Origin of the sequence: Candidatus Cardinium sp. TP (genome assembly GCF_025215055.1) — a bacterium.
Classification (GTDB): Bacteria; Bacteroidota; Bacteroidia; order Cytophagales; family Amoebophilaceae; genus Cardinium.
On record NZ_JANAVR010000002.1, the window covers coordinates 57,909 to 70,834 of the forward strand.

The following is a 12,926-nucleotide window of genomic DNA, read 5'->3' on the forward strand; positions in this document are numbered from 1 at the left end:
CATGATGCTACAAATATCGGAAAATTGAATAGTAAGTATAAGGTTAATTAGGCGTAGATCCAACCTTTAAACTACTTAAGGATTACAGCTGTCAGCCGCCTTCATACCATTTTCAACCCGATGTAGGCAAAGTGGTTTGCATGCTTGACATGGACCAGGCACCGCATCTAGTGTAGCTATTTTCGTATCAGAGGTGGCCCTGATCACTTCAAATGGGTTATCGAATTGAAGTTTACCTATTGCTTGTAAAGCATCTAACGGCTTTTTAGACCTACCTCTATGCGTATCTGAATACCTATTGGATATGGATGACATACTTGACGCAAATAGGTCTGATCGTAATGATACAGGCGCCAGATGAACCCGATCGATTGTATCACGTTCCAATGACCTATCTTGATCATAAGGTACGATTGAGGATCCAGCTAAGATAGTTAAGATGACTAACATCGTCCTTAACGCTACGCCGACTGCACTCGAGTTATATAGCAAACCACGCTTAGACGATTTGTGCTCATCCGTTGCACCGGAGCTTACCATTTGCCCTTTTACTAGATCCAAAGCTAATATTTGCCTTGTGTTGACACAAGAAGAGAGGGTATGAAAACCCAGTAACCCAATCAATAGAACTACCTTAATAGGTATATATTTTTTTTCATAAAAAACAATAAGCAACTGCCCAACTATTAATAATAACCAATAAGTAGCATACTTGCAAGTATGTGCTCAGCGCACTGGTTTTTTTGCGTGAAAAAAACCAGTGACTTGAATAGATACAAATGGTCATCCTGCAGCGCACCTATAGAGTATTGAGCTAATGCAGCCTTTAACAAGAGGATACCTTGCCATTAGGGTGCGCTGCCAGCCATTGCGCCAAATGGTAAGGCTTAGCAGTAATAGGTAGACGTTGTTGGCTATGGCACAAAGCTATGGCTAATGCATCTGACGCATCTAAAAAAGCAAATGGAGTAGCTATGTGAAGCAGATGGCCAACCATCATAGCAACTTGTTCCTTTGAAGCATTTCCATTTCCTGTAACCGCTTGCTTGACCTTACGTGGCGCATATTCCGTTACAGGTATTTCACAAGCCAAAGCTGCTGCAATCGCTACGCCCTGTGCCCTACCTAACTTAAGCATGGATTGTACATTGGTGCCGTAAAAAACGGATTCAACAGCTACCTCATCTGGTGCATGTTTTTGCAGCAATGCAATCATATGTAAATAGATATGACGCATCCGTAACATATGTCCTTTGTATTTTTTTAATTGCAAAACACCATGTTCTATTAATTTTACAGTATTACCTGTTTCCGCTTCTTGAATAATACCGAAGCCCATAATCACACTACCAGGATCTAATCCTACAATAATTCTTCCACGCATAGGGTTGATTTGGTTCAAAGCTATCGTATGCCGTATCTGTTCACGCAATGGCGTCAACTTAAGGAATATATTTTATTGATTGCCAAACAAAAGTATATATTCTCATCATTGTTTAATAATTATTTTTTGTCCACTTTTTTCTTGATAAAGAAGTGGACAAAAAATCAAACCTTCGGTAAAATACCACTTTCTATACCGCGACTTTTTACAGGGGCGTTTTTCTTTTAATGCAAAAAACCACTGACTTGAACAGATACCGTATACTTTGAAGTTAGGTAAAAAATCTAAAATAGCATCCGCCTAGCCTACCTCATGCAACCCGCTACGGCTAACGTATCTATCCAAAGACTTAACTTGATCCCCCGTAGAGCGTTATATAGTTGAAAAAAAGTCAACAATCACCTAAATTAGTGGCATACTGGTTTCGTAGTTCAACGGATAGAATAGAAGTTTCCTAAACTTTTGATGCAGGTTCGATTCCTGCCGAGACCACGCTGCTGCCAAGGTAAAAGTATCTGTTCACATTACTGGTTAATAATGCATTTTATCCCACTTTTTTCTTGATAAAAAAGTGGATAAAAAATCAATGACTTGAACAGATACCTAATAAAAACCACTGCGCTGAACGCATACAGCTAAAACTAAAAATACCTTATGGCTTAGATTGTACAATGAGGCCACCTTTATATAGACGCCGTTGTAGGATCACCCTCTATTCTAAGGTTATTCATAATAAAATTCCGCCGTTCTGGTGTATTTTTACCCATATAAAAGGCCAGTAAGTCCGCTAAGCCCGTATGAGCAGCTGGTGTTACAGGAACCAACCGCATGGCTACGCCTATAAAATGAGCAAATTCATCAGGAGATATCTCCCCTAACCCTTTAAAACGGGTAATTTCAGGTTGTGCGCCCAGTGACTCGATGGCTAGCTCTTTTTCCGCTTCGGTGTAACAATAATGCGTTGTTTTTCTATTGCGTACCCTAAAAAGGGGAGTCTCTAATATATAGAGATGACCACTATAGACTAGTTCTGGAAAAAACTGCAAAAAATAGGTTAATATAAGCAACCGGATATGCATGCCATCTACATCAGCATCTGTAGCAATAACGATTTGGTTATACCGCAATCCATCTGGTCCATTGGCAATATTTAAAGCATGCTGTAATAGATTAAACTCTTCATTCTCATAGACCAGTTTTTTGGACTGCCCAAAACAGTTTAATGGTTTACCACGCAATGAAAATACAGCTTGTGTGTCCACATTACGGGATTTAGTAATAGAACCACTAGCAGAATTACCTTCTGTAATAAAAATAGTACTATCTAGACGATTGGGATGTTTGGAATTAAAATGAATATGACAGTCCCTTAGTTTTTTATTGTGTAGATTCGCCTTCTTGGTTTTTTCATGGACTAACTTTTTAATGCCAGCTGTTTCTTTACGTTCACGTTCAGACTGCAAAATACGCCTTTGTACTATTTCCGCTATAGATGGATTTTTGTGTAGATAATTATCTAATTCGCTTTTGATAAAGGCTACAATAAAACTACGAATGGTAGGACCCTCAGGCCCCATCTGTTGAGAGCCAAGTTTTGTTTTGGTTTGGGATTCAAAAATAGGTTCTTGCACCTTAATGGAAAGTGCAGCGATCAATCCACTACGGATATCCGCAACATCAAACTCTTTTTTATAAAATTCGCGTATTGTTTTTACAATGGCTTCTTTTAAGGCATTTAAATGGGCGCCTCCCTGAGGGGTAAATTGCCCATTAACGAAAGTATAATAGACCTCATTAGAAAGTGTATGATGGTGGGTTAACGCTAGCTCAATATCTTGTTTTTTACAATGAATGATCGGGTAAGCATAGGTTTCAGGTGCCGTTTTAGCTTGTAATAAATCCAACAATCCACCCCGAGAATGGTATTTTTTACCGTTTAAATGTATAATAAGCCCTGTGTTTAAAAAAGTGTAGTGCGCGATCTGCTCTTCTATAAACTGGGGCACAAAAGAAAATTGCTTAAAAATAACACCATCTGGTTTAAAGATGATATGGGTGCCATTGGGCTCATGGGTAGCTAGGATCTCTGATTCCTCTAACAATACGCCAGCAGAAAACGTAGCTGATTTGGTGAACCCATCTCGAAAAGATTGCACTTTACAATAAGCAGAAAGCGCATTAACGGCTTTTATACCTACCCCATTTAACCCTACGGACTTTTGAAAAGCCTGGCTATCATATTTCCCCCCTGTATTGATTTTAGCCACACAGTCTACTAACTTACCCAATGGGATGCCTCTTCCAAAGTCTCGAACAGAAACTTTCTGGTTTTCAGATATTTTTATTTCAACTTTTTTACCATAGCCCATTACAAACTCATCTACACTATTATCTATAACCTCCTTGAGGAGTATGTAGATACCGTCATCTGGCAAACTGCCATCACCCAATTTGCCAATATACATACCAGGACGCAACCGGAGATGCTCTTGCCAGACTAGGGAGCGAATATTTGCTTCTGTATAATTAGGAATGGCCATACTAGATAGAAATTATGATACGTTTGAAACCAACTGACGCGTTGTTGCTTGCCCACTACCTAAAACATGGAATCTATTTAGACGCACTATCTGTTGTATAAAACGTTGTTTGAACAGGCCCTTTTCCATACAAGGACATCCTGAACCTGGAAGGTAAGAGAATATTATATTTTTTACAAAAAATTTATATTTAACCGACCATAGATGGTCCCACGGTGATCTCCTGAAATAAGGATGCTATCCGTCTACATAGGCGCTATACAGATTGATTATAATGATAAAGTGATTAAAATATATAACGATATAGGCGTTGCTCAAACAAGTGTGCAACATTGTTTATATAGCTTAAAGTTGCATATACCCCCAAGTTATACAGTAGGCTATGTTTCTGCTTCAGCAATCATAGAAGGGTATGGGCTAGAAGGGGTACGTTTACTCATTTTACCAGGAGGCAGAGATCTCTATTATATCCAAAGCTTACAAGGTCAAGGGAACAAACAGATACAAGATTATCTATCAGGTGGTGGAAACTTTTTAGGCATCTGCGCGGGTAGTTATTACAGTGGGACCTATCTCGTGTTTGCACCAGGAACACCTATTGAGGTTATAGGTTCTAGAGCACTGGGCTTATTTCAAGGCGTAGTCAAAGGCCCTATATTAGCACCTTATTGTTATGGATCCTATAAGGGTGCATCTGCTGCACGTGTGCTCATAACTACAGATGCTCAAGCATGTTATCTCTATTATAATGGTGGAGGCTATTTTGTTGATGCAGACAAGATAGACGATACAACCGTACTAGCCCGTTATCAATATGGAGAAGCGGCCATAATACAATGTAAGTATGGCCTTGGGCGTGTCATTTTAAGTGGTGTCCATATAGAATATGACCCTTACATGATGCGAGCGCCATCGCTTAAGTCTATTCGAAAGACTTTAAAAAGGTATAACAGACAAAGAATTAAGTTATTGAAACATCTACTAGCCCTATTATCCATTCAATAAACCTGCTTTCTTATACCTAGCATTCAGGGAATAGCGTTCACTTTGCGACTGCATGAAAGCCCTGCTTGGCTACTGGATTAGGCTACACAACACTACCGAAGTTCCGTTGTTGTTTTTGAAAAAAAGTTAAAGCTTCTATCAAATCTTCTTTCTTGAAAGCTGGCCAATATAAATCTGTAAAATACAGTTCCGAATAAGCAGATTGCCAAGGCAAAAAATTACTTATGCGTTTTTGTCCACCTGTACGTATCAACAAATCAATATCAGGCAACTGCCTTGTATTTAAATATTCTTTATATATAGTTGGTGTAATTTTAATATGATAATCATGTGCAAATTTAATAAAGTGCTCAAAACGGGAATTGCTATCAAATCCCTTATTGAGAAATTCATGCACTATTTTATGCAAAGCATCCTTGACGATCGCCTCAGAGGCAGCTACTACTTCTGCTTGACCGCCATAGTTGATGGCAACGGTTAAGTGTAATTTAGTATTATCCTTGGTAAGCGTTATGGCCTCTTTTAATTTTTCCCAGCAAAAATCAGGTATCCCCTTTGTCTCCCCTACCACACGAAATTTAATATTATATTTAGAAAATAGATGGATATTCTCAGCAATACCTTCCGTAATCACTCTAAAAATGGTATCTATTTCTTGCGCGGGACGATTCCAATTTTCAGTAGAAAAAGCATACAAGGTTAAGTAGGCAATGCCTTGCTCTAAACATCCAGTTATCACCTCATTGACCGCTTTTTTTGCATTTTTATGTCCATACGATCTATCTCCTATAGCTTTCTTCCCCCATCGGCCATTACCATCCATAATAATGGCGACATGCCTTGGTTTTTTTTGTAAGCTAGGTGACGGGCTGGTATCATACTGATTTGAAGAAGAAGTATATCCAGGTAGTAGGGTAAATAGCAACACGCAAATTACAAATACTTTGCCACATAAATTCACTACAGTAAGGGAAAATGTTCTTTTTTTATCTGTCATTACAGAAAAGAGGTTACGCATCTGAAAAGCTTCTTTTTACCTTAAATCAATAGGATCCAACACCATTAGAAAAAATATAGCGGCAGGACCTCACGACTTGTGAGGATACGGCAACAATTTAAACAAAAATCATAATATAATCCAAAAGAACCTAGACCTATTTGCCCGCTATAGGGGTCTATAGCAGTTGATCAGAAAAGCAATTTAACTGGATTCAAGGTGTGACCGTTGGATGGCAATGTATGCGCTAATGCTTTTGATGCATGCAGCAGCCTCATCTTGTTGATTGATCTGCAAATAAGGACATAGATCGAGTTGGAGTGCTTGTTGATAGGCCTGTTTAATGGCTTCAAAGCGCTTTTGAGGCATTTGATCAAATGCGTCCTGTTTGTTTCTGGCCTGGTTGCGCAGTTGGAAGCGATCGAAATCGATATCACAGTATATGCATAGATCTGGCATTAAGCCAGAAAAGGTACGATGTATGGTTAAAAAAGGCGCCCAATACTGGGGTGTATGTGTGAGTTGATAGGCTATGGTAGAAAAAATAAATCGATCAAAGATAAGCACATCTACATCATCTACCAATGCTTCTTGATGAATCAATTCATGGCGTGCCGCTACAAAGAGTAAAAATTCGGTAATAGGGTGGGCACCTTCACTTTTAAGCGTTAAGATGGTTTGCCAAATTACTTCTGTATTTTTATTCCCTTTAGGATCATGCAATAATTTTACACGATAAAATTGGTTTAACGCAGCTTGAATCTGGTACGCCAAAGTCGTTTTCCCAGCAAGGTCTACCCCTTCAACAACCAAAACAAATGGGCCACGTTGCCTACGGATGATCAAATTTTCCATATATTTCACGGTCAAGACTACAATTACGGCTAAGGCTAAAAAACCAATGGCACCACCTAAAAATACAAATAAATCACACGACCCATTAAACAATTCAGTTTTCCTGAAATTTAGGTATATTGCAACCCAACTCATTCAGTAGACTGCTTGCAAAGCACTACTGGTCCTTTGCACGTTGATAGGGTGGTCAAGCCTCTCACGTACACCTGTACGCTGCGGTTTTGTAGCACCGTACCTCAAGCATAAGCGCGTTTCAAACGAAGTCTAGTGATACAGTAGTGCAAGAATAATTTTATATATGATGGGCGCTATTCAAGATTTTTTTTCCTTCTCTGATCCCAATGTACGCAATGTACTATTAGGCACCATCCTGCTGAGTACCAGTAGTGCTATGATTGGTGCATTTGCCTTGTTCAAAAGAAAGACTTTAATCAGCGATTCCATTGCACATGCCGTACTGCCTGGTAGTTGTTTGGCTTTTTTCCTAACTGGAGAAAAAAACTCTATTTGGCTTATTATAAGTGCTTTTATTACAGGTTGGCTGGCCTCTATAACCATTGATCAAATCACAGCCCATTCCAAAATAAAGCAAGATGCAGCCATTGCTATGGTTGCTTCCGTAGCGTTTGGCTTTGGTAGTTTTTTGTTATCTATACTGCAACATAGTGGTCAAGCGAGCCAAGGGGGCTTAAAATCGTTTTTATTAGGTAGTGCGGCCACCCTACTCCGGGAGGATGTGGTACTACTACTCTGGTTGGGCTTGCTTATCATTTTAGTTTTATGCTTGTTCTTCAAAGAATTTATGGTCATTGCTTTTGATCGTCTTTTTGCGCAATCGATCGGTATTCCTGTTAAAAAAATGGACTTTTTGTTTACCAGTCTAATGGTCCTGGCCATTGTCATTGGCATTAGGGCGGTAGGTGTCGTATTGATGAGTGCCATGCTAATTACACCAGCTACTACTGCACGATTCTGGACAGCTAAGATCTCCTATATCATGCTCTTTGCTACGTTGATTGCGCTATTTGCTTCCTTAACAGGGGCTTTTATTTCCTATCTGGTTCCTGCTATGCCTACTGGGCCTTGGATTGTACTGATTATGTCACTTATCGCCTATAGCTCTTTTCTTATTTCTTGGTGTTGTCGCATGTTCAAAAAAAATGGATAAGATAAATAGGTTGCATATGCTACCACTTACTTTGCCTTCCTTTGATTATAAAACCAAGCAAGTATTAAATAAAGCCTATATTTTAGATCCGGTACGTAAAAAATATGTATTGCTCACGCCAGAAGAATGGGTACGGCAACATATGCTGCATTACCTGATTCATCACTGTGGGTATCCTAAAGGATTATGCTGTTTGGAAAAAAGAATATATGGGGGCAAAAGGTATTATAGGCCTGATATTATATGCTGCGATACATTGGGTACCGCTAAGATGGTGGTAGAATGCAAAGCCCCCTATATCACCCTCACCAACGCAACCTTAGGGCAAATGATGCAATACAACCGACAGCTTGCTGTAATGCACTTGGTAGTCACCAATGGAATCAACCACTTTTGTTGGCAGTGGGAAGCAGCCTCAAGGCAATTTCAAGCGATAAGCTATATTCCAACCTATGACGCATGTAGACCAACCCACTAGTACCTCGCATCCTAGACGTCCACATACTTAAAAATATTTATGGACTATAGTGGCCTAAAAAACTCGGACAAAAAGTTTTTATTTTATTTTCCGTATGGTTTAGTTTTAGAGTCATAAAATAAATTAATCAGATGGGAAGAAAAAAGATCAGGCATTTTAGTTCGGAAGAAAAGACTAAAATAGTATTAGCCTTACTACAAGAAGATGTAACGATAGCCCAGCTATCGTCTAAATATGGCGTCACTAGTAAAACTCTTCAAAATTGGAAACGTCAGTTTTTAGAGAATGCCTCCACAACCTTTGATCCATCAAAGGTTGTTAGCGTTTATAAAGAAGAAATTAGTGCACTTAAGGATCAAAACCATGGTAAAAACTTTCACTTTGTTTGCCGTAATGAACATCAAAAAAACTAGCACTTTGTAGGAGATAACGACTTAAGTCTCGTGTAAATTCATTTACCTTTCCAATTAATAGATGATTGAGAAAGGTATCATACCTACGCCTGCTAGGAAATTTATTGAGCAACCATTCCTCAAAAAATCGGTTATAGAAGGTAGCTACCTCTTGATTGGGAATAGCTAGCGTACAATCATAAAGACTATTTCTTTTATTAAATACAGCATCTACCATTTTTAAATAGCCAGCAAATAACAGAAGGCTCCAAAAAGATGTATCATCTTTATCTAGGATATCAAAAGCAAGGTGTTTGTTGATAGATGTAGTTACGGATTCCCCGCGCATTAACTCTTCAAATTGTTCTTTGATATCAGAATGAGCAGTAAGTACCTTTTGTTCGATTAAGTTATTATTACCCGTATTGACCCAATAGATATCAAAACGACCCGATTTATTGATACAGGAAATAATAGACTAAGGATTATACATCACTACATTCCCTACCTTATACCCATTATACCAGCTTTTTATTTCTTCCATGGAAGTACTAATACCCTTTCCTTTAAATAAGGATAAAACTTCATCTTCACTAAATCCAAAGTGCGCACTATATTCTTCATCTAGTAAAGTATAGGTCTCTAGATTATTCAATCCAGATAGCATACTATCCTTTGAAATACGTAATATACCCCGTTAATACGCCTCTTGCTAAACTAGTATTCCCTTTTAATGCAGAACTAAATAGATTACGCATAAATGAAACCATAGCTTCCAAGTAGGACTTATGGCCATAAGCTTTATTGAGAGGGGTGTCATATTCATCTATCAGAATATAAACCTTTTGACCATAGTGCTGGTAAAGGCATTGACTGAGGAGTTTTAAAGATTTTTCTAATGCTTGTTGATTAGCCTCATTATTTACAATTCTATAAAGTTTTTTTAGTTGTATTTTATTAACCTTGTCACTACTAAATAAATAGGTATAGGATTCATAAAGAGTCGTTATTAATTCATACACCGCATTGTAAGCTCCCTGAAAGTTATCTGCATTCACATCCTTAAAACTGAGCATAATCACCGGATACTTTCCTTGGTATTGCTCAACATACGCACCACCTTCTAATTTACCAATTGCTAACTCATCAAATAAACCTGCTGTACTTACCCCATTCACTTCTGCAGAAAAAAATATTGCAGCATTGACATATTTAGTGTCTTGCCCCAACGACGAGGACGAGTAATTAAGGTAACTTTATCTCCCTTACCCAGAAACTCAGCAAGTATAGCCGTTTTATCACAAAAAAGATAATTGTCTCTTACTAATTCTTGAAAGCTATCAACTCCAATTGGTAATTTTTTCATGATCAGAATATTTAAGGTTTATTAGTATAGTGGACTGGTTTCTTCGGATTACCTTGATCACTATTAAAGAACGCTGGTGCAGGATATTTGCTCAGTGCCTATTCCAATGTGTCTGTTACAAGCGTTGTATCCATAGCATTGGATAATCGATAATTTAGTATGGCTTTACTATGCCAATCTATAATAACCGAAAGATACATATAAGACAGTATTGGTTCGAATATAAGTAATATCCCCACTCCAGACCTGATTCGATTTAGGTACATGCACCTGCTTTGTCTTACCAGAGTTGACCCAATATTTATCTAACAAGTAACCACCATATACCTTATGCTGAGCATCTTTACAAGAAATAGAGGGCTTCTTATGGGGATAAATGGCCGATATACCCAGTACACCCATATATTTAAGCACACGATCTCTGCCTACATTAAAGCCATATTGTTGTAGTTGATTGTATATATAGCGATAACCATATGCTGGATGTTCCCTGTAAATCAAATCTATTTTCTTTAAAATAGCTGAATTACAGTCGTTTAATTCCTTAGATTTGTAATATATCAAAGAGCGATTTATCGATAATAACGCACATTGTCTTACCTTGGATAAGTGGGGAAGCTTGGATCTGACAAGACTCTTCTTACTTAGTAAATCGAAGCTCTTTAGCTTTCCCACTGCCCAATCTCCGCTCAACGGTAGCCTTCCCTAAGGCCTTGGCAAGTTCATCGTCGTACGTTTGTATTATAAGATTATCTTAATTAAAGAGCTGGAATAAGGTCGCTCAAGTGCTGGTATTAGATACCGTGTAAATATTTTTTAGGTTTTATATTTCTGTAAATAATACCACTTAAAACTTAGCACAATGAAAAAAAAGATTTACCAAAAGATGGGATAAGCAAGGCCATAGGCATACTTCTAGACTCAGGCGTAGACCTATCGAGCCTATTTGATCAAGGCGGGTTACTCAACCAATTAAGTAAGTGTCTTGTAGAAAAAGCGTTAGCATCAGAAATGGATAACCATTTAGGTTATAATAAGTATGCACGTAGTGATTCAGAGCATGCACGTAATGGCTTATCCAGTAAGCAAATTATCACTGATAATGATGTTAAACTTCTTACACAATATGAAGGGAAGACCCTTGCTAATCATGTAAATTTTTCTTAAGCTAATCGTATCGTATTATGATCACATCTGCCAAGCTGGTTACACGTCTGCTAGGCAGCTTGAATATGGATTACTTGTATTTTCTAGTTTACTCTTATTATGTTTTACCTTCTTTTTTGTTTAAAATTCGTTCTTGTTTCTTCTTGTGTAACGCTTTGTTACAACATCCTTGATAAGAAAGATATTTTAGAAAGTCACAAAAAAATAGTAGAAGCAAATATTAGCAATAGTAGTAGCATTAGCAGAACTGGCGCATTACTATCTGGGATATCTGAGTTGCAAGCCTATATAGGAGAGGCCAAAAACACTTTCATATTGCCTTTCTTTCTGAGAAAGAAAGGTGGAAAATACTATAGTATAACTCCTTTAACAAAATTATCTGATTATGAAAAAAAAGACAGACCAGCTTTATTAGAGGTAATAAAGGATATAGTAATAACAAATGGTCATTTGTTTGCAAACGGCCAATGGTTATTGCAAGAGCAGCTGAGTGAGAAAGGGATAAATCAATGTATTAAAATAGAAAAAGTTGCTTTGGAAGCAAGAGAACGTTATGCACAGGGAGTAACATTTGCGAATGTTATATATGTAGCCTTCGAGAAGATAGCTAATGATATGGAAGGCGTAATGCGTAAAGATAGCACCAAACCTGGTTTTAAAAAGTATGTATACCATAAAACACAGCAACAACAGAACAAGCAAGAAAGTAGTCAAGCATCTGATAATATTACTTATGATTTCTTTAAAAAAATCCGAGCTGAACACAATGCTACATTAAATGTAGTGAAGCAGCATTTTAAAGTAATGGAAACGTTATATAATAGGCGCAAAGAGATTGCATTGCCTATAACATATATCCATGCTATGCATCCAGAACGATTTACCGCATTAGGTATGATCGATAAAACGGTCCAACTTTATCAGGATAAGGGAATAGATGTGGCCCTTCGATTTTATATCGAATCTATACATATCTTGCAAGCAATAGCAATCAACAAGGAAGCTGAAGAAAAAATCAAGCAAGCTTTCAAAAATGCACAACAAACGCCCACACAAACAGTCGATGAGGTAATATTATTTATAAAAGGCCCTGCATCCAGTAAGGCTAAGACAAAAACAGATAATACTTCAACAAAAAAAAGTACAAGTACAAAAAATAAACAAAAAAAACTACAAAATCTTGCTGTTAAGGATGCGGGTAGGGTAGATGATAATAAGCAACATCTCAGATCTATGCTAAACCACAAGCAAGAGGAGTTACAGGAAGCAAATATTGGCCTACAATCCGTAGAGGAACTACTGCAGCGTTTTAATCAAGATGGTTATAGAATGCATAATAGGGTATTACGGTGGTACAGGGCAACACCAGATCAAATAAGAGCGTTTGATAATAACAGTTATGCTAGTCTTTCAGAAGCAAATATAATGTTGCAAAAGACGTATCATGTGTAGTAGTTAGGATTTAATCTGACAATTGTTAAATTATGATGATATAAATCTTAACTACTATGAACTTACATCAAAAAATTATCAAGCCTAAATTAGGGTTATTGGAACTAGCTAAAACATTAGGC

The 12,926-nt window shown here is 37.7% G+C and carries 16 protein-coding genes and 1 tRNA gene; 7 read left to right on the plus strand and 10 right to left on the minus strand.

The window, feature by feature from the left end:
* Positions 1-75 precede the first annotated feature (75 nt).
* Positions 76-675, minus strand: coding sequence for a hypothetical protein (locus tag NLX65_RS00745; protein WP_260536098.1), 600 nt, complete (start codon positions 673-675; stop codon positions 76-78).
* Between the two features lie 151 nt (positions 676-826).
* Positions 827-1,402: a crossover junction endodeoxyribonuclease RuvC gene (ruvC, locus tag NLX65_RS00750; RefSeq protein WP_260536100.1), complete on the minus strand. Its 576-nt coding sequence runs from the start codon at positions 1,400-1,402 to the stop codon at positions 827-829.
* A gap of 402 nt (positions 1,403-1,804) precedes the next feature.
* On the opposite strand from ruvC, the gene NLX65_RS00755 reads away from it, so the two are divergent.
* A tRNA-Arg gene (locus NLX65_RS00755) sits at positions 1,805-1,876 on the plus strand.
* Between the two features lie 191 nt (positions 1,877-2,067).
* On the opposite strand, the gene NLX65_RS00760 is transcribed toward NLX65_RS00755, so the two are convergent.
* Positions 2,068-3,924, minus strand: coding sequence for a DNA topoisomerase IV subunit B (locus tag NLX65_RS00760; RefSeq protein WP_260536101.1), 1,857 nt, complete (start codon positions 3,922-3,924; stop codon positions 2,068-2,070).
* 234 nt (positions 3,925-4,158) lie between these two features.
* Here NLX65_RS00760 and NLX65_RS00765 point away from each other — a divergent pair, with 234 nt between their 5' ends.
* Positions 4,159-4,929 carry a BPL-N domain-containing protein gene (locus NLX65_RS00765; protein ID WP_260536103.1) on the plus strand — a complete coding sequence of 257 codons (771 nt, stop codon included), beginning with the start codon at positions 4,159-4,161 and terminating at the stop codon, positions 4,927-4,929.
* Positions 4,930-5,011: 82 nt separating this feature from the next.
* Here NLX65_RS00765 and uppS read toward each other — a convergent pair whose 3' ends face one another.
* The gene (gene uppS / locus NLX65_RS00770; RefSeq protein ID WP_260536114.1) at positions 5,012-5,947 is read right to left on the minus strand and encodes a polyprenyl diphosphate synthase; all 936 of its coding nucleotides are present in this window, start codon (positions 5,945-5,947) and stop codon (positions 5,012-5,014) included.
* A 183-nt stretch (positions 5,948-6,130) separates the two neighbouring features.
* Complete coding sequence (gene tmk, locus NLX65_RS00775) at positions 6,131-6,916, minus strand: dTMP kinase (protein ID WP_260536117.1); 786 nt, start codon at positions 6,914-6,916, stop codon at positions 6,131-6,133.
* A 163-nt stretch (positions 6,917-7,079) separates the two neighbouring features.
* Here tmk and NLX65_RS00780 point away from each other — a divergent pair, with 163 nt between their 5' ends.
* The 3 genes from NLX65_RS00780 to NLX65_RS00790 all read left to right on the plus strand — a co-directional run bounded on the left by NLX65_RS00780 (position 7,080) and on the right by NLX65_RS00790 (position 8,840).
* Positions 7,080-7,949 carry a metal ABC transporter permease gene (locus NLX65_RS00780; RefSeq protein ID WP_260536119.1) on the plus strand — a complete coding sequence of 290 codons (870 nt, stop codon included), beginning with the start codon at positions 7,080-7,082 and terminating at the stop codon, positions 7,947-7,949.
* On the plus strand, positions 7,942-8,427 hold the full coding sequence (locus NLX65_RS00785) for a type I restriction enzyme HsdR N-terminal domain-containing protein (protein WP_260536120.1): 486 nt from the start codon (positions 7,942-7,944) through the stop codon (positions 8,425-8,427). Before NLX65_RS00780 ends, NLX65_RS00785 begins: the two co-directional genes overlap by 8 nt.
* 131 nt (positions 8,428-8,558) lie before the next feature.
* Complete coding sequence (locus tag NLX65_RS00790; RefSeq protein WP_260536121.1) at positions 8,559-8,840, plus strand: transposase; 282 nt, start codon at positions 8,559-8,561, stop codon at positions 8,838-8,840.
* On the opposite strand, the gene NLX65_RS00795 is transcribed toward NLX65_RS00790, so the two are convergent.
* The 5 genes from NLX65_RS00795 to NLX65_RS00810 form a co-directional block, all read right to left on the minus strand.
* The gene (locus tag NLX65_RS00795; protein ID WP_260536123.1) at positions 8,776-9,168 is read right to left on the minus strand and encodes a hypothetical protein; all 393 of its coding nucleotides are present in this window, start codon (positions 9,166-9,168) and stop codon (positions 8,776-8,778) included. The genes NLX65_RS00790 and NLX65_RS00795 overlap by 65 nt on opposite strands.
* 129 nt (positions 9,169-9,297) lie before the next feature.
* Positions 9,298-9,486 carry an AAA family ATPase gene (locus tag NLX65_RS00800; protein ID WP_260536125.1) on the minus strand — a complete coding sequence of 63 codons (189 nt, stop codon included), beginning with the start codon at positions 9,484-9,486 and terminating at the stop codon, positions 9,298-9,300.
* A gap of 1 nt (position 9,487) precedes the next feature.
* Positions 9,488-10,048: an AAA family ATPase gene (locus NLX65_RS00805; protein ID WP_260536127.1), complete on the minus strand. Its 561-nt coding sequence runs from the start codon at positions 10,046-10,048 to the stop codon at positions 9,488-9,490.
* Positions 9,994-10,185, minus strand: a complete 192-nt coding sequence (locus NLX65_RS04065) for an AAA family ATPase (protein WP_445083364.1) — start codon at positions 10,183-10,185, stop codon at positions 9,994-9,996. Before NLX65_RS04065 ends, NLX65_RS00805 begins: the two co-directional genes overlap by 55 nt.
* 168 nt (positions 10,186-10,353) lie before the next feature.
* Positions 10,354-10,749: an IS3 family transposase gene (locus tag NLX65_RS00810; protein WP_260536129.1), complete on the minus strand. Its 396-nt coding sequence runs from the start codon at positions 10,747-10,749 to the stop codon at positions 10,354-10,356.
* 345 nt (positions 10,750-11,094) lie between these two features.
* Here NLX65_RS00810 and NLX65_RS00815 point away from each other — a divergent pair, with 345 nt between their 5' ends.
* Both NLX65_RS00815 and NLX65_RS00820 read left to right on the plus strand, forming a co-directional pair.
* Entirely contained in the window at positions 11,095-11,352 is a 258-nt protein-coding gene (locus NLX65_RS00815) for a transposase (protein ID WP_260536137.1), read from the plus strand.
* 99 nt (positions 11,353-11,451) lie between these two features.
* Positions 11,452-12,804: a hypothetical protein gene (locus NLX65_RS00820; protein WP_260536131.1), complete on the plus strand. Its 1,353-nt coding sequence runs from the start codon at positions 11,452-11,454 to the stop codon at positions 12,802-12,804.
* Positions 12,805-12,926: the final 122 nt, after the last annotated feature.